Below are 18,433 nucleotides of genomic sequence, written 5' to 3' on the forward strand. Positions count from 1 at the left end.
TGGACGTGAGTCAAGAAAATTATTACCAAACAGGTTGTAATTTAAGGAGCGGGAGAAATTTATCCCGGAATTGCTGATACCCTGAGCAGCAGTCCGAGGGGGCACTGGTGGTGATTCTTCTGTCAGGAGTGTTACACTGATCCAGCATGCGAATGATTGATAGAACTCATGACTTTTGGAGAGGTTAACAATGCGCTACCTATATTTTTTACTTCCCGTCCTCTTCCTGTCCGCTTGCGTCCCACCCCAGCCTGTGGCCGCACAAAAACAAGTCTCGCAGCTCAGTGTCCGCGGTGAAGCGACACTCAAGGTCAAACCGGATCAGGTGGAAATGTCGCTTGAGGCGGTGACGACCGGTGCGACGGCCGATGCGGCGATGGTGAGCAACAACGCTGCGATGGGGCGCCTGCAGCAATTACTGTTGACGGAAGGCTTGACCTCAGCCGACTACCACACCGGTCAATTCAGCATCCAGCCGCAGTGGAGTCGACCGCCGCGACCGGCGCCTGCCAATTGGGCGCCTGAAATTGTCGGCTATCAGGTGAATAACAGTTTGCAGATTGCGACCACGCATGTCGAATTGGCCGGGCACCTGCTGGCGTTAGCGCAGCAGGCCGGGGTGAACAAGGCGAGCCAGCTGAGATTTTCGCTGGCCGATTCCGAGATCTCAAGCCGTCAGGCGATCGCCGAAGCAACAAACCGGGCGCGCCAGCGGGCTGAAACCCTGGCGAGTGCCGCCGGGGTGAAATTGGGTCGGCTGCTTGAAGCGCGGGTCGATGACAGCGGCGCGGTTGCGCGCCCGATGCTGATGATGGCCGAAGGTGTGTCGGCCCGGGCGGTGAACAATGTGCCGCTCAACGCCGGGGAGGTCGAGGTACACGCGGCAGTGATCTTACGTTATGCGCTGGTGGACTGACGGGATGTTGGCTCTGACCGCCGGCGAAGGAGGCCGCGGGCCAGCCTTTACGCGGAAGCCGGGGCTTTGATGTCGGCGCAATCCAGCTCAATTCCTTTGGTCTCCCGGAGATAATCCTGTCCCCAATCACACATCAGCTCAAGCATGGGGACCACACTAAGTCCACGTTCTGTCAGCGAATATTCAACCTTTGGGGGGACCTCGGCAAAGACCTGGCGATGGATCAAACCTTCTGCCTCAAGTTCACGTAATTGCTGGGTCAGCATCTTCTGGGTGACGGACTGCAGGCGGCGTTGGAGTTGACTGAAGCGCAGGGTTTTAAGACGCAGGTGCCAGAGGATCAAACCCTTCCATTTTCCGCCAATAACAGACAGAGTGACTTCGACACCACAACGATAAACAGGTTCGTTCATATAATTCCTTAGTAAGATCAACAAAGTATCTTTATGGATACTACATATCATAAAGGTTGGTACTTGAGTTTTTTATAGTAGTCGCTTAGGCTGTTCTGATCAATCCAATTCATTTTATGAGGGAGATAATCATGTCCGAAACATTTAAGGCGCTGCTGGTTGAGCAACCGGAGAAGAAGGTTTTTACGCGCAGTATTGTCGCGCGCAGTGTTGCCGACCTGCCTGAAGGCGAACTGCTGGTGCGTGTGCATTATTCATCGCTCAATTTTAAAGATGCCCTGTCGGCGACCGGCAATCCGGGTGTCACCCGCAACTACCCGCATACGCCGGGGATCGACGCGGCCGGCGAAGTCGTCAGCTGCAGTGACGGCGCTTTTAAGCCGGGCGATCAGGTCATTGTGACCAGCTATGATCTGGGGATGGAGACCGATGGCGGCTTCGGCCAGATGATCCGCGTGCCGAGTAAATGGGCACTGAAGCTTCCGGCCGGGCTCAGCCTGAAAGAGAGCATGATGCTCGGCACCGCCGGTTTGACCGCGGCGCTGTCGGTTTACGAGCTGGCGCAGGGCGGCATCAAGCCGGAGGATGGCCCGATTCTGGTCACCGGCGCGACGGGTGGCGTTGGTTGTCTGGCGGTGGCGATTCTGGCCAGGGCTGGTTATCAGGTGACGGCGGCGACCGGCAAGGCTTCGGAGGCGGACTATCTGAAATCGATCGGTGCAACAGAGGTGATTGAACGGAGTGAAGTGACCGAAGGGAGCGACCGGCCGATGATGAAGGCCCGTTGGGCCGGGGTGGTCGACTGCGTCGGTGGCGAAATGCTGGCGGCGGCGATCAAATCGACACGCAACTGGGGGGTGGTGACCTGCTGCGGTCTGGTCGGCTCTATCGACCTGCCGATCAACGTCTTCCCCTTTATTTTGCGCGGCGTGCGTCTGATCGGGATCGATTCGGCCGAATGCCCCCGAGAGCCACGTTCCAAGGTCTGGCAGAAGCTCGCAAATGAATGGAAGCTCGCCGGACTCGAAGCGATGGTTGATGAGGTTGGTCTGGAGGGCCTCGAGGAGAAGATTCAATTGATGCTTAAAGGCGGGATGAAACGTCGCGCGCTGGTTAATCTGCAATAGTTTTTGTCAGGTAGCGCGGCAGAGTCAGGACAGGCGGCTGGGTGATTCCCGGCCGCCTGTCGTTCGAGTTACTTTTTTGTCGCCCCGAGGGCAAAGTTAGCCAGGGCAGCGCTGATTTTTTTCAAATTCTGATCACAACCTTCGATTTGATGTCGATCTTTCAGATAGGTCGGATCATTGTAAGAGAACCAGACCTGCTGATTCTCATCCTGCCAGATCAATGCCTTCTGCGGCAGATCGATGGCCGTGGTCTGGCTGCATTTCATCAGCGGGCTGCCGACCTTGGGGTTGCCGAAGATCACCAGGGTGGTCGGGCGTAGTTCGACGCCGACTTTCTGAGCGGCGGCGGCGTGATCGATACGGTTAAAAACGGTCATCCCTTTGCTTTCCAGCAGAGAGACCAGGCGATCAGCAGTGAGCGAGACAGAGTGTTGGCTGGGCAGGCTGACCAGGCCTTCGGCCGCGACAGCCGGAAGGGCGATAAACAGAGACATGACCGCAATCAGCAGGGTGCGCATAGTGGACCTCCATGGTTTTTGATTGAGTGTTCCCACTATAACAGCTGGAGCATTGCTCTGCAGGGGCTTGAGAAAGTAGGATGCGCTCATGACCTTTTGTGATACACACATTCATCTTTTTGCCCCGGAATGGACAAGTCTCCTGGCTTCTCGACTCGCCGCCGCGCACCAGGCCGGAATTGAGCTATTGCTGCAGCCGGGGGTGCGTGCCACAGGCTGGGCTGAGTTGATTGATCTTGCCGGCCAGAATCCCGGCGTTTATGCTGCACCTGGCCTGCATCCGCTAAGTGCTGATGCCTGGGATGAACGGGTCGCCGTGCGCTTGCGCGAACTTTGTGCCCTGCCGCAGGTGGTGGCGGTCGGCGAGATCGGACTTGACGTCTTGTTAGATGTTGAGTTGGCGGTTCAGGAGCGTGCTTTTCGCGGCCAGCTGGAGATTGCCATCGACGCCAGGCTGCCGGTGCTGATTCATTGTCGCAAGCAGACGGCCGCCGTGCTGCAGATTCTGCAAGAGGTCGACATCGCGCGGGTCGGCGGCATCTGGCACGGGTTCTCCGGGAGCCCGGAGACGGCCCGGCAGATTGTCCCCCTCGGTTTGAAGCTCGGTATCGGCCCGGTGCTGCTGCGGGAGACGGCACGCAAGCTCCCCGCAGTGGTGAAGCTCATGCCGGCAGATGCTCTGGTGCTCGAAACCGACGCGCCGGATATGGCGCCCGGTCCCGAAGCGCTGCTGACCGTGGCGACAAAGCTCGCCGCACTGCGTGGCTGGACTCTCGCCGAGACCGCGCGTATAACCACAGAAAATGCACGTCAATTGCTGAACATATAGGGAATGAGCAAGGTGAGTGAACACAGATTCAGCCGGCTGAAGCTGCTGGTCGGCGGCGCGGGGATGGCAAGGCTTAAAGGCGCGCGGGTCGCGGTCTTCGGCATCGGCGGGGTCGGCAGCTATGCGGCGGAGGCGCTGGCACGGGCCGGAGTCGGCCACCTGACCCTGGTCGATTTTGATGAGATCTGCGAGACCAACGTTAATCGGCAGATCCATGCCCTGAGCAGCACCATCGGCCAAAAGAAGGTTGAGGCGATGGCGGAACGTTGTCGCCAGATCAATCCCCTGGCCGAGGTTGTCGCCATCTATCGGTTTTATGATGCCGAGGCGAGTGCCGAGCTGCTCGGACCGGGGTTCGATTATGTCCTCGACTGCATTGATCATATCACCGCCAAGCTGCATCTGATCCAGAGCTGTCTGGAACGTAAACTGGCAATTATCAGCTCCATGGGCGCGGCCAACAAGATCGACCCCTCCCTGATCAGGGTAGCCGACATCAGCAAGACCGAAAAATGCCGTCTGGCGCGGATTATCCGCAAAGAATTGCGCAACCGCGGGATCAACAAGGGGGTGCAGGTGGTCTTCTCGACCGAAGAGTTCCGCCCCTTAAGCAGCGATACCGCAGCCTGTGCCGAAAATTGTGTCTGTCCCAATAAAGAAGATCAACGCTGGAGTTGTGAAGATCGCCGCGTGATCCTTGGGAGTTCGTCGTATATTCCGCCGATCTTCGGCCTGTGCATGGCGGGTGAAGTGATCCGCAAACTGAGTGGAGTGAATTAAATGGATCCTCTGTACTGGCAGCTTCCCTTGCTCTTCGCCGTCGGTATTATCGCCGGCATCCTCAATGTCCTGGCCGGCGGCGGTTCACTGCTGACCCTGCCGCTGCTGATTTTTATGGGCTTGCCCTCGGCGGTCGCTAACGGCACCAACCGTATTGCCATCTTTTGTCAGAATCTCTTCGCCATCCGCGGCTTCCGCAGCCGTGGCGTTTTACCCCTGCAGCTTGCCCTGCTCTGCACCCCGCCCGCCCTGCTCGGCAGCTGGTTGGGTGCCAACCTGGCGATCAGCATCGATGACCTGATGTTCAAACGTATTCTGGCGCTGGTCATGTTGGGGGTGCTGATCTTCACCGCCCTTGATCCGATGAAGCGTATCCGTCAGCAGGAGGTCGTCTTCGGTTTCTGGCGCAAACTGATTCTGGTGATCAGTTTCTTCGGCGTCGGCGTTTACGGCGGTTTCGTGCAGGCCGGGGTCGGATTTATCGTGATTACCGCCCTGCTGGTTCACGGTCTCGATCTGGTTCGGATCAACGCGATTAAGGTTTTTGTCATTTTCTGTTACACCTTCGTGGCCCTCGGCGTCTTCATCTATCATGGCCAGATCAACTATCTGCTCGGATTTTCTCTGGCCGCAGGCAATTCCATCGGCGGGATGCTCGGCCCGCGTCTGGCGGTGGCCAAGGGGCATGACTGGATCAAAAAGGTGGTCACCCTTACGGTTGCGGTTTTTGCGCTGAAACTGTTGTTATTCCCATAATGCAACCCTCGCCCTTAGGTTGACTGCTACTCTGCAGCCACGTATCATAAGGTTTCATCTGAAGCTCCCCGGCACGCCGAGTTATTGCTGTTGCGACCGGGGATTTCTGTGTCGAATCGGGTGGTTTCTGTTCCCGAAATTTGGCCCATTATAGAAAGGACCGTCGGCCGATGGCCGTTCGTACAATTCTGCATTATCCCGAACCTGTGCTGAAAAAGATTTCTAAGCCCGTTGTCCACTTCGACGAAGCGCTCAAACAATTGGCCGCCGACATGGTCGAGACAATGTACGATGCTCCCGGTGTCGGGCTGGCTGCACCGCAGGTCGGTGTGCTGCAACGGGTGATCGTGATGGACTGTTCAGGCAAGGAGAACCCCCCTGACCTGATCGTCGCGGTCAACCCTGTCCTGGTCGAAACTGAAGGAGAATCTTGCGAAGAGGAGGGTTGCCTTTCGGTACCGGAGTATTATGCCGTGGTGAAACGCTTCAGCCGGGTGACCATGAACTATCAGGATGTCGATGGCAATCCGCGGCAGCGGCAGGCCGAAGATCTGCTGGCGGTGGCGATGCAACATGAAATTGACCATCTGCAGGGGATTCTGTTTGTCGACCATCTCTCCCCCTTGAAGAGATCAATCTTCCGCAAAAAATATCAGAAGCTGATGCAGCAGAGAGACGAAGAATGAAGCCGCAGGATATCCGCACCGTCTTTATGGGAACCCCTGATTTTGCCTTGGACTGCCTGCGTGGCCTGATTGAGTTCGGAGTGCAGCTGGTCGGGGTTTACACCCAGCCGGACCGACCCAGGGGGCGTGGCAATAAGCTGGCGCCACCACCGGTCAAGGAGCTGGCGCTGCAGCACGATCTGCCGGTGTTGCAGCCGCTGAAATTACGCAATCCGGAGGCGGTCGAAGAGTTGCGGGCGCTCAACCCCGATCTTATCGTGGTGGTCGCCTATGGCCAGATTCTGCCGCGGGCCGTGCTCGATATCCCCCAATACGGGTGTATCAATGTGCATGCCTCGTTGTTGCCGCTTTACCGCGGTGCGGCTCCGATTAATAAGGTGATCGTTGATGGCGGCACTGAAACCGGCGTGACCACCATGTTGATGGATGTCGGCCTCGATACCGGCGACATGCTGATCAAGCGGACCCTGACCATCGGCCCCGATGAAACCGCCGGGGAGCTGCATGACCGACTGGCTCCCCTCGGGCGGGAGGCGCTGGAGGAAACCCTGCGCCAGTTGTGTGCGGGGACTCTGGTAGCTGTGAAGCAGGACGATGACAAAACCTGTTACGCGGCGATGATGAAGAAGGAGGATGGCCTCATCGACTGGAACCTTTCGGCGCAGCAGATTCATAATCTGGTCCGCGGGCTCAATCCCTGGCCGGCGGCTTACACCAGTCTGAATGGTGAGACACTGAAGGTCAGCCAGACGCGGGTTGAGGCGGGAACCGGTGAAGCAGGGGCTGTCCTCAGCGCCGATGATCAGGGGCTTTGTGTTGCCTGTGGTGAGGGGGTTCTGCGGATTGGTGCCTTGCAACTACCGGGCAAGAGGATGATGAACGTCAGCGATTTTCTACGCGGGCACAGGCTGCCGGCAGGCATGCTGTTGGGGAAACAATAGTTTCTATGACCGGATCTGAAAATATTCCACAGCCGCGCAAGCGGCTGTTTATCCTTCTATTGGCGGTGGGGGCGGCGCTGGTACTGGGTCTGACTTTTTTGCTCTGGTGGGTGCCGAGCGTCGGTCTTGAAAATATTCATCCGATATTGCCGGTTGTTTTTGGTGTTATCCTACTGGGCCTGGCGCTGTTTATTGTGGGAGGTCTCGGGCTGCTGATTCTGACCCTGCTGACCGGGCGCGACCTGTTTATGCTGCAGTCGTTGCGCGGCCTGGTGGTGCGTTACCTGTTTCCGGCGATAATCTCTCTGGGCAAGCTGTTCGGGGTCGATCGCGACATGCTGCAGCGCTCGTTTATAGCGCTCAATAACCAGCTCGTACATACCCGCAGGCTGCGGGTTCCCGCTGAGCGGACTCTGATTTTGCTCCCTCATTGTATCCAGATGTTCGACTGTGCGATCAAGATCACCGGTGATGTTGAAAAGTGCGTGCGCTGTGACAAGTGTGATATCAGTGGCCTGCTCGGCCTGGCCCAGAAATTCGGGATTGAGATGGCGGTCGCGACCGGCGGGACCCTGGCGCGTAAACTGATTGTTGAGAAGCGTCCCAAGTTGATTGTCGCGGTTGCCTGCGAGCGCGATCTGACCTCGGGCATCCGCGACGCCTACCCGCTGCCGGTGGTCGGCATCCTTAATAAACGCCCCAACGGTCCCTGTTTCAATACCCATATTCTGCTCCCCGAGGTCGAAGAGGTTTTGCAGGAATATGTTCTTCCTGCCGCATCCCGGCCTGGATAGAAAAAGGAGTTAGCGCCAATGAATATCGCAAAAACCGTCATGTTGATGACCCTGCTGACGCTGGTGCTGGTGTTTGCCGGCGGCGCCCTTGGCGGCCAGGGTGGCGCCCTGTTTGCGTTGGTGCTGGCCGGAGCGCTGAACATGGGGTCTTACTGGTTTTCCGACAAGGTTGTGATCAAGATGTATCGTGGGCAGCAGGTTCACAGCGGGCCCTTGTTTGAGGTGGTCGCTCAACTCTGTCAGCGTAATCAGTTCAGTATGCCTCAGGTTTACATGCTCCCGCAGTCGACCCCGAACGCCTTTGCCACCGGACGTAACCCAGAGCACGCCGTGGTTGCGGCGACCGAAGGGATTCTGCAGGTGCTCAGCCGTGATGAGTTGATGGGGGTGATGGCGCATGAGCTGGCCCATGTCCAGCATCGCGATATTTTGATCGGTTCGATTGCGGCGACGCTGGCCGGTGCGATTGGCTTTCTGGCGCATATGGCTCAGTGGTCGATGCTCTTTGGTGGCGGGCGGGACAACGAGGACAGCAATCCGCTGGGGATGATCTTGCTGATGATCCTGGGGCCGATTGCGGCGATGCTGGTGCAGATGGCGATCTCGCGCTCACGTGAATTTGGCGCGGATGCGGGCGGTGCGCGTTACTGCGGTAACCCGCGGTTTCTTGCCAGTGCCTTAAGCAAGCTTGAAACGGCCAATCAGCAGCGGCCGATGCCCAAGGTCAATGAAGCGACGGCGCATATGTTTATTGTCAGCCCGCTGAGCGGCGGAGGGCTGGCCTCACTCTTTTCGACCCACCCGCCGATGGCCGAACGGATTCGCCGACTCGAAGGGATGAGCGTCTAATTGTCTACTGAATATTATCCACTTGATGCGCGGCGCGCCGCCTTCGAGGTGTTGCAAAAGGTCGAACTGGGGGCCTATTCCGATCTGGCCCTCGACACGCTGCTCAAGCGCAACCGGGGGACCGATCCGCGTGATCGCGCGCTCTTGACCGAACTGGTCTACGGCATTCTGCGGCTGCGCGGGCGACTCGATTTTGCCCTGGCCCAGGTCAGTCGTCAGCCCTTTGCCAGGCTCGAATCAGCGGCGCAGCAGCTGCTGCGTATCGGCGCCTACCAGCTGCTGGAGCTGGAGCGGATTCCGGTGCGTGCGGCGGTGAACGAAACCGTCGAGCTGGCGCGTAAACTCGACCTGGAACGGCTTGCCGGGCTGGTCAACGGCACCCTGCGCGAACTGGATCGCAAGCGCGATCAGTTGAATTGGCCACCGCCGGAGAAGGTCCGCGAGTATCTGGAGCAGGTCTGCAGTCTTCCTAAATGGCTGGCGCGCGAGATCATGAGCCAGCTGCCGAATGAGGGCGCACGCAGCTTCGGTGAGGCGCTCAGTCAGGCCGCGCCCATGAGTCTGCGGATCAACGGCTTGAAAACCGATGCCGCAGGTTTCAAGGCGGCGCTGGATGGGGCTGGTTTTCAGTATCGGGAGTGCGGCTTCGCTCCCGAGGGTCTTATCATCGAACAGCGTGGCCCGGGCGGGATTCCGGGGGATGAAGAAGGCTGGTATCAGGTGCAGGATGAGGCGAGTATGCTCATCGCCCATCTGCTTGATCCCCAACCGGGGGAGAAGATTCTCGACGCCTGCGCGGCACCCGGGGGGAAAACCACCCATATCGCCGCCCTGACCGGGAATCGCGCCCGGATCCTGGCGCTGGAGAAACACCCCCAGCGGGTGCGATTACTGGAGCAGGGGGCGGCGCGGAATGGTTGCACCTGTATCGAAGCGCGCCAATATGATCTGGAAGAGTTCCCCGATTTTCTTGAAATAGACAGTTTCGACCGGGTGCTGGTCGACGCACCCTGCAGCGGGCTGGGGGTCTTGCGACGTAATCCGGAGAGTCGCTGGACGCGTCAGGCCGCCGAGTTGAAAGTATTGGCCGAACTGCAGCTGAAGATTCTGTTTAATGTGGCCCCTCTGGTGAAGCGCGGCGGTATATTGCTCTATTCGGTCTGTACTTTCAGTCGTGCTGAAACTACCGGGGTCATCGAGACCTTTCTCGAGAATCACCGTGAATTTGACCTTGAGTCGTTTGGTGGGCAGGTTTCAGATCACTGGCAAGCGCTGCTCGACCCTTCGGGGGCCCTGCGCAGCTTCCCGCATCAGCATGATGGAATGGACGCATTTTTTGCCGTGAAGTTGCGGCGCCAAGCTTGAACAAGCAACAGGAGGATCAGCTGATGGTCAAGATAGCCCCTTCAATACTCTCCGCCGACTTTACCCGCCTGGGTGAAGAGGTTGCGGCCATCGCCGCTGCCGGCGCCGATTATGTCCATGTCGACGTGATGGACGGTCATTTTGTGCCGAACATCACCATCGGCCCGCTGGTGGTTGATGGGCTGCGTAAGGTGACCGAGCTCCCCTTTGATGTCCATCTGATGATCGAGAACCCCGATCTTTATATCCCCGAGTTTGCCCGGGCGGGGGCCGATATCATCACCGTTCATCAGGAGGCAGTGCATCATCTCCACCGTACGGTGCAATTGATCAAGAGTCAGGGGAAAAGGGCCGGGGTGTCGATCAATCCGGCGACGCCGGTCAGCAGTCTCGAAGTAATTCTTGATGACCTCGATCTGGTTTTGATCATGTCAGTTAATCCCGGCTTCGGCGGACAATCCTTTATCGAGAACTGTCTGCCTAAGATTGAGCAGTTGCGCAAGATGATCGACGCGCGGGGTCTGCGGGTCGAACTTGAAGTCGATGGTGGGGTGAAGCCTGATAATATCGGACGGATCGCTGCCGCCGGTGCTGATGTCTTTGTTGCGGGGAGTGCGGTCTTTTCGATGAGTGACTACGCCGCGACGATCCGCGCGCTGAAGGAGAATGCAGTCCAGAGATGATCGCCGAGCTGAAGGGGGTTCTGGCCGAACCTCAAATCAAAATCCTGCCTCAGAGACAAATGCGCGCGGCAGCGGTGCTTGTACCCCTACGCCTGTGTGCAGGTGAGCTGCAGCTGATCCTGACCCGGCGGACCGACCATCTGACGCATCATGCCGGGGAGATCTCGTTCCCGGGCGGGGGGGTTGAGCCGCTGGATGACGATGACTGGGCGACCGCTCTGCGAGAGACCCGGGAGGAAATCGGCGTTGAACCGGATCAGGTCGAGCATCTGGGTCGTCTGAATGACTGTTATTCCATCCATAAATATCGCGTCAGCTGCCATGTCGGCCTGCTTCCAACCGAGCTGGAATTCGTGGTTGAGACCGGAGAGATCGCTGAGTTGATCGAGCTTCCGCTGAGAGCCCTTAATAATCCGCAAATCTACCATCAGGAAGACTGGCAGCATCGCGGGCGGAGTATCCCGGTCGATTTTTACACGCTGGACGGCTATGTGATCTGGGGGATGACGGGGACGATTCTGAAGGATTTATTGCAGCGGCTTGTGCCTTTGCTTGAACAGGGCTGAGATCTAAATTATGACAGGAGGTCGTGGATATCAAATTTACGGCCTCCTGTTATTAATTGAGCAGATGGTTGAAGAAACGTCGGGCCTCATCAATCGGGATCGCAAAGGAGGCCTTTTTCTGCTGGTCGTCAGCGCGGCGGATGTTGATCCCCATGACTTGGCCGGAGCTGTCGAGCAGCGGCCCGCCGGAATTTCCGTCACTGAGCTTGGTGTCGATTCGCAGCAGCGTGGTGCCCTGATATTTTTCGACGCGGGTGATGGTGGTTGGGACAACCGACAAGCCGACATCTTCGCCATAACCGATGGCCACCATCGCTTCGCCAACGTGAACACCTGAAGATTGCCCCAGTTGGAGGGGGATCAGGTTTTCGGGCGCGACAGCGAGCACCGCAATGTCCAGCTTTGGATCACTGAGGATCATGTGGGCTTTCAAGGTGCCGCCCTGCAGGAACTGAAGTTTGATCTCTTCGGCACCCTTTACGACATGCAGGCTGGTGACGGCATAGCCGCGGTCAGAGATGATAAAGCCGCTGCCGGTGCTCTTTTCGGTTAAAACCTTGAAAACGCTCGGGCTGACCTGACGGATCATGTCGGGGAGTTCAAGCTTTTGGGTTGTTGATCGGGTGGTGACGGACTTTGTTTTAGCCGCTCTGGTAGTCGTCGTCAGCGGGGTCCGTCTGCTGGTGGGGGTGCGATTCAACTCATCGGCAACCTTACGCCAGGACCGCTGCAGCAGTTGCAACGGGAGTTCCGCAAGGATCTGCCTATTCATGTCAGCCAGGGTTTGGCGGGTCAACTTACGGATCCATTTGACCTCTTGCGACATTTCCTGTGCCCCAAAAAAGCTCCCCTTCAGCGAGGCTTTACTGGTGTAATCCTTATCGAAAACGCGGATTTTTTCCAGATCTTTATCGACATAGTAGACCACAACATGCCCTTCAAGCATGGCGCTGTAGGTGAACATTTTAACGGGTGCGGCGAGAAAGCAGGTGCCGAAGGTCGCTAGCGCCGCGAGCGGGCTACCATTACCGAGACCGTAGGTGTAGCGCAGGTCAATCGCTACCAGAAAGGCATCGGGCTCCCCTTTCTGGCGAAAACTTTTCTGGTCTTCGATGCGATAACCCGGCAGGACTTTCAGCGGCCCGCGAATGACGGTCTTTTTCAGTCCCTCAGCGAGGCTATAACCGAAATTTTCCGTTTCGGTGGAGTAGAATTGGTCCAGCGTTTCCTGATAAGAAGTCTCCCACAGGTTTGAATCATAGAGTTGCGGGTCGAGGGAGGTACTCAGGTAAGCAGGCCGGTTGATCCGTTCATCGGCATGCACATGACAGGGGATGCTGATCAGCGCGAGCAGAAAAAACAGCAACGGGAGGTATATGCGGGGCTGAAAATACATGATCAGGGTCTCGCGTTTAGGGAGCGTTGGACAGACCACGTCGAATTCCAGACTGGTGCTTATGGCGCTGAATCGAGGTTGTCTAACTATAACGCAGCCTGCAGAAAAACCAATAAAAACTAATGAACTAATGCATGTCTTTCAGCTTGCTTACAGGAGCGGGTCAAGTTTCCCCTGTTCATCCAGGGCAAACAGATCATCGCAGCCGCCAATATGCCGGGTTCCGATGAAAATCTGCGGGACCGTCTGTTGGCCAGTCCGTTGTCTCATCTGTGTTTCCAGAGCGCTATTTTTAGTGACATCGTGTTCAATGAAGGGGATCCCCTTAATGCTCAGGAGTTCCTTGGCCCGGTGGCAATATGGGCAGTAGTCTTTGGTGTAAATTTCGGTCTGATTCATGACTTCTCCCAGGAGTGGATTTAAAAATTCGTGTTAGAATGGGCGCTGTCTCGTAGCGCAAGGGCAGAAGTCTATCCAAAAATTACAAGCATGCAACCTGTTGTCGGGAAAAATCTGCGTGATTTTCCGATTTGCTTTAAACCCCTTATAATCCGATCTCTCCGGGAGGGAACATGAAGAAGCTTTTTTATCTGTCAGCCTGTATTCTGAGCCTGATGCTGGCAGGCTGTGCCTCGAAGGTTGATCTTGGCCCCGGTTATCAGCATACCAGCAAGCGATTTATGGAGGCGATGCGTTGGCAGGATTACAGGGGGGCTGCGGAGTTCCTGCAGGATGAGTATCGTGCGCAGTTGTTGGAATCTTTTGGGCAGTACAAGGATAATCTGCATATCGTCGAGGCGGAATACCTTTTCAGTCAGCTGGACAAAAAAACCGGAACCGCCAAGAGCGAACTGGAATTCAAATATTACCTGCTGCCGTCGCCCCAGGTTAAGGAATGGCACTGGAAAATCGACTGGGTATTGATTCCGGTCGACGCGAATCAACCCGGGACCTGGCAGGTGCAGGGGGCGCCACCAACTTTTCCCTGAAACTGCCGAAACTAGTGAAAAACATCATATTTTCAATCGGTTAAACTCATCTATGGTAAGCGGTAAAGGCTAAAAATGGCCTTGATTTTGCTTTGCCGTCTGTGGTATCTACCTGCATACTGTATACGATTTTCGGGTACTGTAAACCGTTCATTGATCGGGCAATTATCCCCCTGCACAGGGGTTTATCGATCTCCCCTTCAAAGGGAGATTGAAGCAGGTTACAGGAGGCCAGTTTGGCAGAGGTGATTTTTTCCAGCTGGGGGAGAGAGATTGTCGATAACCGCAAGGGGCAACCACAACCCCTGGGCGAGTTGCAGATCAAGCTCCCTGCTCAATATCTTGAAGATGGTGAGATTAAGGCGTTTATCGGGTGGGATGGTCTGATCCTGCTCGACAAAAATGTCGATGTGGTCGCAATGGCGGCCGAATATATGAAGCGGGTGCAGGAAAAATACTGCTGCGGCAAATGTACTCCCGGCAAAAAGGGGACACGGGTTCTGCAGGATACACTGGCGCGCATTCTGGCTGGTCACGGTCAGGAAGAAGATCTGCAGACCATTGAAGATCTGGCCCTGCTGCTCGAAAGCTGCAAGTGTACGCTGTGTATGACCTCCGCCATTCCGGTGTTCGATACCATCAAGTATTTCCGCGATGAGTATTTGGCTTACACCCGCGGGGAAAAGACCCCGGCGGTCAATCTGCGTTACACCGATAAATTGACTGCGCCCTGCATGGACCGCTGTCCGGCGCATATCGATATCCCGGCCTACATCGAAGAGATTAAAGATCGTCGTTTCGACGAGTCTCTTGATGTGATTCGGCGCAATATGCCGATCCCCGCAGTTTGCGGCCGCGTCTGTCCGCACCCCTGTGAAACTGCCTGCCGGCGTGCGCTGGTCGATGAGCCGGTTAGCATCATGGTCTTGAAGCGGGTTGCCGCCGACCATGAATGGATGCATCACAAGACCCCCCCGATGAAGCCGGCACCCGCCAAAGGGAAGACCGTCTGCGTGGTCGGAGGCGGCCCGGCCGGCATTTCGACTGCTTATTATCTGGCCCTCGACGGGTTTAAAGTCACCATCCTCGATATGCTCCCCGAGCCGGGTGGCACCGTGGCCGTCGGCATCCCCGATTACCGTATGCCGCGCGACCTGTTGCGGCGTGAGTATGAGATTGTTGAAGCGCTTGGCGTCGAAATCCGCTATAACACCAAGCTCGGTGTCGATGTTTCGCTCAAAGAGCTTAAAGAACAATATGACGCGGTCTTCCTCGGCGTTGGCGCTTTTCGCTCCAAACCGATGGGGGTCGAAGGTGAAGACGCAGGCTATGAAGGTTTCTCCGAAGGGGGGATCAATTACCTGCGCACCGTGGCGTTGGGGCAGCCGATAAAAACCGGCAAGCGCGTGATCGTGGTTGGCGGTGGGAACACCGCTATTGACTGCGTGCGGGTCGCGCTGCGTGAAGGCGCCGAGGATTCGATTCTCATCTATCGTCGGACGCGCAAGGAGATGCCGGCTGAATCCTACGAGGTCGATGACGCTGATGAAGAAGGCGTACAATTTGAGTTTCTACGCAATCCGACGCGTCTGGTGCATGAAGATGGCAAGGTCGTCGGCGTTGAAGTGGTGGTCATGGAACTCGGCGAGCCGGATGAATCGGGTCGCCGTCGCCCCGCGCCCATGCCCGGCAGCGAATATGTCATCCCCTGCGACATGGTCATCCCGGCTATCGGTCAGGATCCCGATCTCTCCTTCCTCGAGCAGGATGATCTGGGGATTGAGACCACCCGCTGGAGCACCATTGTTACCAAGGGCGGCGTGCTGATGACCGATTCCGAGGGTGTGTTCGCTGGTGGTGACTGCGAGATTGGCCCGATGACCGTCGTCGCTGCGGTTGGCCAGGGGCGCCGTGCGGCGCGGGCCATGTCCCGCTGGTTGACTGAAGGCAAGGCCTATCGCGATGATGCCGATGCGATGGAAGATCTGGTCGCCGAACTGGGTGTCTTCAATAAAAAAGAGCATACCGGACTTATCGGCGGCCTGCATCGGGAACATCAGCCGAAGGTCAGTGGTGCCGAACGTGCGCGCAATTACGCTGAAATTGAACTGGCAATGCCTGAAAGCCAGGCTGTGACCGAGGCTGAGCGCTGTCTGCGTTGTTATCGTGTCGGTATGATTGCGGTCGGTTGAAACGCTATAAACCTGAGCTTTAGTGCCGGCTAGAGTCCCGGTCGATGGCTTGAAGTGGAGATATCATGGTCAACCTCAAGATAGATGGTCGTGACGTAGAGATTGCTAAAGGCGCTACGATCCTTGCGGCCGCAGAAAAGGTCGGGGTCAAGATCCCGACGCTCTGTTTTTTAAAAAAGATCTCCCCGACCGGTGCCTGTCGCATCTGCGTGGTTGAGATCGAAGGCGCTGACAAACCGATGACCGCCTGCAATACCCCCGCAACTGAAGGGATGCAGGTTACGACTCAGACGGAGAAGCTGAAGAAGATCCGTCAGCAGGTGATGCAGCTGATGCTGGTCAATCATCCCCTCGATTGCCCGGTCTGTGATGCCGGGGGCGAATGCGATCTGCAGGACAGCTGCTACGGGCTGGAAGTCTCTACTCAGCGATTTGAGGGGGAGAACCTCAATCATGCGGACATCAACAACTGGCCGTTGATTCAGCAGGTTCCCTCACGCTGTATCCTGTGTGAAAAATGCGTCAAGGTCTGCCATGAGATCGTTGGCGCCAGCGCACTGCAGGTGCATAATCCGGGTGAAGCTGCCTATATCGACACCCGCGACGGCAAACCGCTCAACTGCGAATTCTGTGGCAACTGCGTGGCCGTTTGTCCAACCGGGACCCTCAACTCCAAACCGTTCAAGTTCAAGGCTCGCCCCTGGGCGCTGCGCAAGACGCCATCGGTGTGTACCTTCTGTCCCAGCCATTGCCAGATCGATATCAACACCCATGGCAATGAGATCTACCGGATCACTTCGGATGACGCGGGGACAACCAACAACGGCAACCTTTGCATCGGGGGCTTTTTCAGTTACGGCTATGTCAATCATGCCGAGCGCTTGACCCAACCTCTGATCGGGCAGGAAACGGCGAGTTGGGACCAGGCGTTTGACACCATTGTGAGCGAGGTTGAAGCGATCCGCGAAGCAAACGGCTCGCAAACCCTGGCTGGATTGGGGTCGCCGCGCCTGTCTAATGAAGAGAATTACCTGTTTCAGAAGCTGTTCCGCGTCGCCCTCGGCAGCAACAATATCGATTCCGAGGCCCGTTTCGGAGCCCTGCGTGCCTTGAAGGCGACCGAGTCGGTGCTGGGACTCCGAGGCGCCAGCAACCTGCTCAGCGCTATCGGTAAGTCTGATGCGGTGCTGGTGTTTGGTGCTGATCCGACGGCCGAAGTTCCGGCGGTTGACTGGCAGGTGCAGAATTCCTGTCGGCGTAACGATGGCAAGCTGATTGTCGCCGGCATGCACAAGGTCAAGCTGAGCAAGTTTGCCAATGTTTCACTGGTCTGTAAGCCAGGCACCGAACTTGAACTCGCTAACGGGATCAGCCGTCTGCTTTACGAACGCAATCTGCTTGATACTCCGTACCTTAATCAGTGTCTGGCCAACCCGGAAGAGCTCAAGGTCCATCTTGAGGCGATTAATGTTGACAAGGTCTGTGCTGACACCGGCGTCAGCCGTAAATTATTGGAAGAGACCGCTGATATGCTCGGTGCGGCCAAAACCGTTTCGATTATCTTTGGCGCTGAGATCACCAAGAGTATCCGTGGGTATGAGAAGGCCATCGCCATTTCCGACCTTGCGATTCTCTGTGGCGCCTTGCGTGGCGGCGATGCCGGCGGCCTGTTCCCCCTTGATGAAAAGGGGAACATGCAGGGCATGCTCGACATGGGCGTCTGCCCTGAATATCTGCCCGGCTACCAACCTTATACCGCATCACGCGAGCGCTTCGGCAAGTTATGGAAGGCCGAACTCCCCGCAGGCGGACTCGATGCCATGGGGATCCTTGAAGGGATCGAGGCCGGTCAGATCAAGTTCCTGTATCTGGCGGCAACCAATCCCCTGACCTACCCGAACGCTAACCGTTGGCGCAAGGCGCTCGAAAAAGTTGATTTCCTGGTGGTGCAGGATATTCTGCCGACCGCAGTGACCAAGCTGGCGAAGGTGGTTCTGCCCGGAGCTTCCTGGGCAGAAAAAGGTGGCAGTGTCACCTCCATCGATCATCGCGTGCGGTCGCTGGAGAAGGCGATTTCCTCCCCGGGTGAGTCCCTCGAGGACTGGGAGATCTTTGCCGGTCTCTATGGGCGTCTGACGAAACAGGCGGTCAGCATCAGTCGCAATGAGATTCTGGCCGAAGTCAGTGGCTTAAGTGGGCTTTATGGCGACATCTGTTTTGCCGGGGATGCGCGTAATCACCCCTGCCTCAAGCAACCCTATCGTCCGACCCTGAAAGGGTTTCATTATCAGACCCCGAAGATCGTCGAGGTCGAAACCGGCCTGCAACTGGTGAGTGGCAAATCAATCTATCACTTCGGTACGACCTCGACCTGGTCTGCCGGGCCTCTCGAAGTTGAGAACCAGGGTGTCGTGCGTATCAATCCCGCCGACGCAGCAGCGGCCGGGGTTGTCGATGGGGCGCGCGTCAGGTTGACGACGCGGGTTGGCTCGACCACCGGCAAGGTTCAAATCGACGAAGCCCTGCCGAGTGGACTTATTTTTGCGCCCTATCATTTTTCCGATTTGGGAATTCAGGGTTTGCTGACGGATGGCAGCAACCGTATTGGTGTTCAACTGGCTAAAGCCTAGAAA

At 56.9% G+C, this 18,433-nt stretch carries 19 protein-coding genes; 15 read left to right on the top strand and 4 right to left on the bottom strand.

Annotation, left to right across the window (positions count from 1 at the left end):
- The first annotated feature begins 190 nt into the window (after positions 1–190).
- Positions 191–916 carry an SIMPL domain-containing protein gene (locus tag D888_RS20265; protein WP_020674625.1) on the top strand — a complete coding sequence of 242 codons (726 nt, stop codon included), beginning with the start codon at positions 191–193 and terminating at the stop codon, positions 914–916.
- Between the two features lie 47 nt (positions 917–963).
- Here D888_RS20265 and D888_RS0100850 read toward each other — a convergent pair whose 3' ends face one another.
- Complete coding sequence (locus D888_RS0100850) at positions 964–1,329, bottom strand: winged helix-turn-helix transcriptional regulator (protein WP_020674626.1); 366 nt, start codon at positions 1,327–1,329, stop codon at positions 964–966.
- A 131-nt stretch (positions 1,330–1,460) separates the two neighbouring features.
- Between D888_RS0100850 and D888_RS0100855 the strand changes: the two genes are divergently transcribed.
- A complete protein-coding gene (locus D888_RS0100855) occupies positions 1,461–2,456 on the top strand; it encodes a YhdH/YhfP family quinone oxidoreductase (RefSeq protein ID WP_020674627.1) in 996 nt (331 codons plus the stop codon).
- A 68-nt stretch (positions 2,457–2,524) separates the two neighbouring features.
- On the opposite strand, the gene D888_RS0100860 is transcribed toward D888_RS0100855, so the two are convergent.
- Positions 2,525–2,974 carry a DUF302 domain-containing protein gene (locus tag D888_RS0100860; protein ID WP_020674628.1) on the bottom strand — a complete coding sequence of 150 codons (450 nt, stop codon included), beginning with the start codon at positions 2,972–2,974 and terminating at the stop codon, positions 2,525–2,527.
- Positions 2,975–3,062: 88 nt separating this feature from the next.
- On the opposite strand from D888_RS0100860, the gene D888_RS0100865 reads away from it, so the two are divergent.
- From D888_RS0100865 to D888_RS0100910, 10 genes are all read left to right on the top strand, one after another.
- The gene (locus tag D888_RS0100865) at positions 3,063–3,803 is read left to right on the top strand and encodes a TatD family hydrolase (RefSeq protein ID WP_020674629.1); all 741 of its coding nucleotides are present in this window, start codon (positions 3,063–3,065) and stop codon (positions 3,801–3,803) included.
- Between the two features lie 12 nt (positions 3,804–3,815).
- A complete protein-coding gene (locus tag D888_RS0100870) occupies positions 3,816–4,583 on the top strand; it encodes a tRNA threonylcarbamoyladenosine dehydratase (protein WP_020674630.1) in 768 nt (255 codons plus the stop codon).
- Entirely contained in the window at positions 4,584–5,339 is a 756-nt protein-coding gene (locus D888_RS0100875; protein WP_020674631.1) for a sulfite exporter TauE/SafE family protein, read from the top strand. It begins immediately after the preceding gene.
- 170 nt (positions 5,340–5,509) lie between these two features.
- Positions 5,510–6,025 carry a peptide deformylase gene (gene def, locus D888_RS0100880; RefSeq protein ID WP_020674632.1) on the top strand — a complete coding sequence of 172 codons (516 nt, stop codon included), beginning with the start codon at positions 5,510–5,512 and terminating at the stop codon, positions 6,023–6,025.
- Entirely contained in the window at positions 6,022–6,966 is a 945-nt protein-coding gene (gene fmt / locus D888_RS0100885; RefSeq protein WP_020674633.1) for a methionyl-tRNA formyltransferase, read from the top strand. Before def ends, fmt begins: the two co-directional genes overlap by 4 nt.
- Positions 6,967–6,971: 5 nt before the next feature.
- Entirely contained in the window at positions 6,972–7,760 is a 789-nt protein-coding gene (locus D888_RS0100890; protein ID WP_020674634.1) for a DUF116 domain-containing protein, read from the top strand.
- An 18-nt stretch (positions 7,761–7,778) separates the two neighbouring features.
- Positions 7,779–8,609 carry a zinc metalloprotease HtpX gene (gene htpX / locus D888_RS0100895; protein WP_020674635.1) on the top strand — a complete coding sequence of 277 codons (831 nt, stop codon included), beginning with the start codon at positions 7,779–7,781 and terminating at the stop codon, positions 8,607–8,609.
- On the top strand, positions 8,610–9,974 hold the full coding sequence (rsmB, locus tag D888_RS0100900) for a 16S rRNA (cytosine(967)-C(5))-methyltransferase RsmB (protein ID WP_020674636.1): 1,365 nt from the start codon (positions 8,610–8,612) through the stop codon (positions 9,972–9,974). It begins immediately after the preceding gene.
- Positions 9,975–9,997: 23 nt separating this feature from the next.
- Complete coding sequence (gene rpe, locus D888_RS0100905; protein WP_020674637.1) at positions 9,998–10,657, top strand: ribulose-phosphate 3-epimerase; 660 nt, start codon at positions 9,998–10,000, stop codon at positions 10,655–10,657.
- Complete coding sequence (locus tag D888_RS0100910) at positions 10,654–11,223, top strand: CoA pyrophosphatase (protein ID WP_020674638.1); 570 nt, start codon at positions 10,654–10,656, stop codon at positions 11,221–11,223. Before rpe ends, D888_RS0100910 begins: the two co-directional genes overlap by 4 nt.
- 52 nt (positions 11,224–11,275) lie before the next feature.
- On the opposite strand, the gene D888_RS22755 is transcribed toward D888_RS0100910, so the two are convergent.
- Positions 11,276–12,658 carry a S1C family serine protease gene (locus D888_RS22755; RefSeq protein WP_020674639.1) on the bottom strand — a complete coding sequence of 461 codons (1,383 nt, stop codon included), beginning with the start codon at positions 12,656–12,658 and terminating at the stop codon, positions 11,276–11,278.
- 111 nt (positions 12,659–12,769) lie between these two features.
- Positions 12,770–13,018 (bottom strand): glutaredoxin 3, encoded by a 249-nt coding sequence (gene grxC / locus D888_RS0100920; protein ID WP_020674640.1) that lies wholly within the window; start codon positions 13,016–13,018, stop codon positions 12,770–12,772.
- 173 nt (positions 13,019–13,191) lie between these two features.
- Here grxC and D888_RS0100925 point away from each other — a divergent pair, with 173 nt between their 5' ends.
- The 3 genes from D888_RS0100925 (at position 13,192) to D888_RS0100935 (ending at position 18,430) form a co-directional block, all read left to right on the top strand.
- The gene (locus D888_RS0100925; protein WP_020674641.1) at positions 13,192–13,608 is read left to right on the top strand and encodes a hypothetical protein; all 417 of its coding nucleotides are present in this window, start codon (positions 13,192–13,194) and stop codon (positions 13,606–13,608) included.
- Positions 13,609–13,844: 236 nt separating this feature from the next.
- On the top strand, positions 13,845–15,800 hold the full coding sequence (locus D888_RS0100930) for an FAD-dependent oxidoreductase (RefSeq protein WP_020674642.1): 1,956 nt from the start codon (positions 13,845–13,847) through the stop codon (positions 15,798–15,800).
- A 65-nt stretch (positions 15,801–15,865) separates the two neighbouring features.
- Complete coding sequence (locus D888_RS0100935; RefSeq protein ID WP_020674643.1) at positions 15,866–18,430, top strand: molybdopterin-dependent oxidoreductase; 2,565 nt, start codon at positions 15,866–15,868, stop codon at positions 18,428–18,430.
- Positions 18,431–18,433: the final 3 nt, after the last annotated feature.

The organism is Geopsychrobacter electrodiphilus DSM 16401 (genome assembly GCF_000384395.1).
In the GTDB taxonomy this organism is placed as follows: Bacteria; Desulfobacterota; Desulfuromonadia; order Desulfuromonadales; family Geopsychrobacteraceae; genus Geopsychrobacter; species Geopsychrobacter electrodiphilus.

Excerpts from the sequence above, each read along its gene's own strand:
- D888_RS20265 (WP_020674625.1), top strand. The coding sequence starts at position 191 with ATGCGCTACCTATATTTTTTACTTCCCGTCCTCTTCCTGTCCGCTTGC.
- D888_RS0100850 (WP_020674626.1), bottom strand. The coding sequence starts at position 1,329 with ATGAACGAACCTGTTTATCGTTGTGGTGTCGAAGTCACTCTGTCTGTT.
- D888_RS0100855 (WP_020674627.1), top strand. The coding sequence starts at position 1,461 with ATGTCCGAAACATTTAAGGCGCTGCTGGTTGAGCAACCGGAGAAGAAG.
- D888_RS0100860 (WP_020674628.1), bottom strand. The coding sequence starts at position 2,974 with ATGCGCACCCTGCTGATTGCGGTCATGTCTCTGTTTATCGCCCTTCCG.
- D888_RS0100865 (WP_020674629.1), top strand. The coding sequence starts at position 3,063 with ATGACCTTTTGTGATACACACATTCATCTTTTTGCCCCGGAATGGACA.
- D888_RS0100875 (WP_020674631.1), top strand. The coding sequence starts at position 4,584 with ATGGATCCTCTGTACTGGCAGCTTCCCTTGCTCTTCGCCGTCGGTATT.
- def (WP_020674632.1), top strand. The coding sequence starts at position 5,510 with ATGGCCGTTCGTACAATTCTGCATTATCCCGAACCTGTGCTGAAAAAG.
- fmt (WP_020674633.1), top strand. The coding sequence starts at position 6,022 with ATGAAGCCGCAGGATATCCGCACCGTCTTTATGGGAACCCCTGATTTT.
- D888_RS0100890 (WP_020674634.1), top strand. The coding sequence starts at position 6,972 with ATGACCGGATCTGAAAATATTCCACAGCCGCGCAAGCGGCTGTTTATC.
- htpX (WP_020674635.1), top strand. The coding sequence starts at position 7,779 with ATGAATATCGCAAAAACCGTCATGTTGATGACCCTGCTGACGCTGGTG.
- rpe (WP_020674637.1), top strand. The coding sequence starts at position 9,998 with ATGGTCAAGATAGCCCCTTCAATACTCTCCGCCGACTTTACCCGCCTG.
- D888_RS0100910 (WP_020674638.1), top strand. The coding sequence starts at position 10,654 with ATGATCGCCGAGCTGAAGGGGGTTCTGGCCGAACCTCAAATCAAAATC.
- grxC (WP_020674640.1), bottom strand. The coding sequence starts at position 13,018 with ATGAATCAGACCGAAATTTACACCAAAGACTACTGCCCATATTGCCAC.
- D888_RS0100925 (WP_020674641.1), top strand. The coding sequence starts at position 13,192 with ATGAAGAAGCTTTTTTATCTGTCAGCCTGTATTCTGAGCCTGATGCTG.
- D888_RS0100935 (WP_020674643.1), top strand. The coding sequence starts at position 15,866 with ATGGTCAACCTCAAGATAGATGGTCGTGACGTAGAGATTGCTAAAGGC.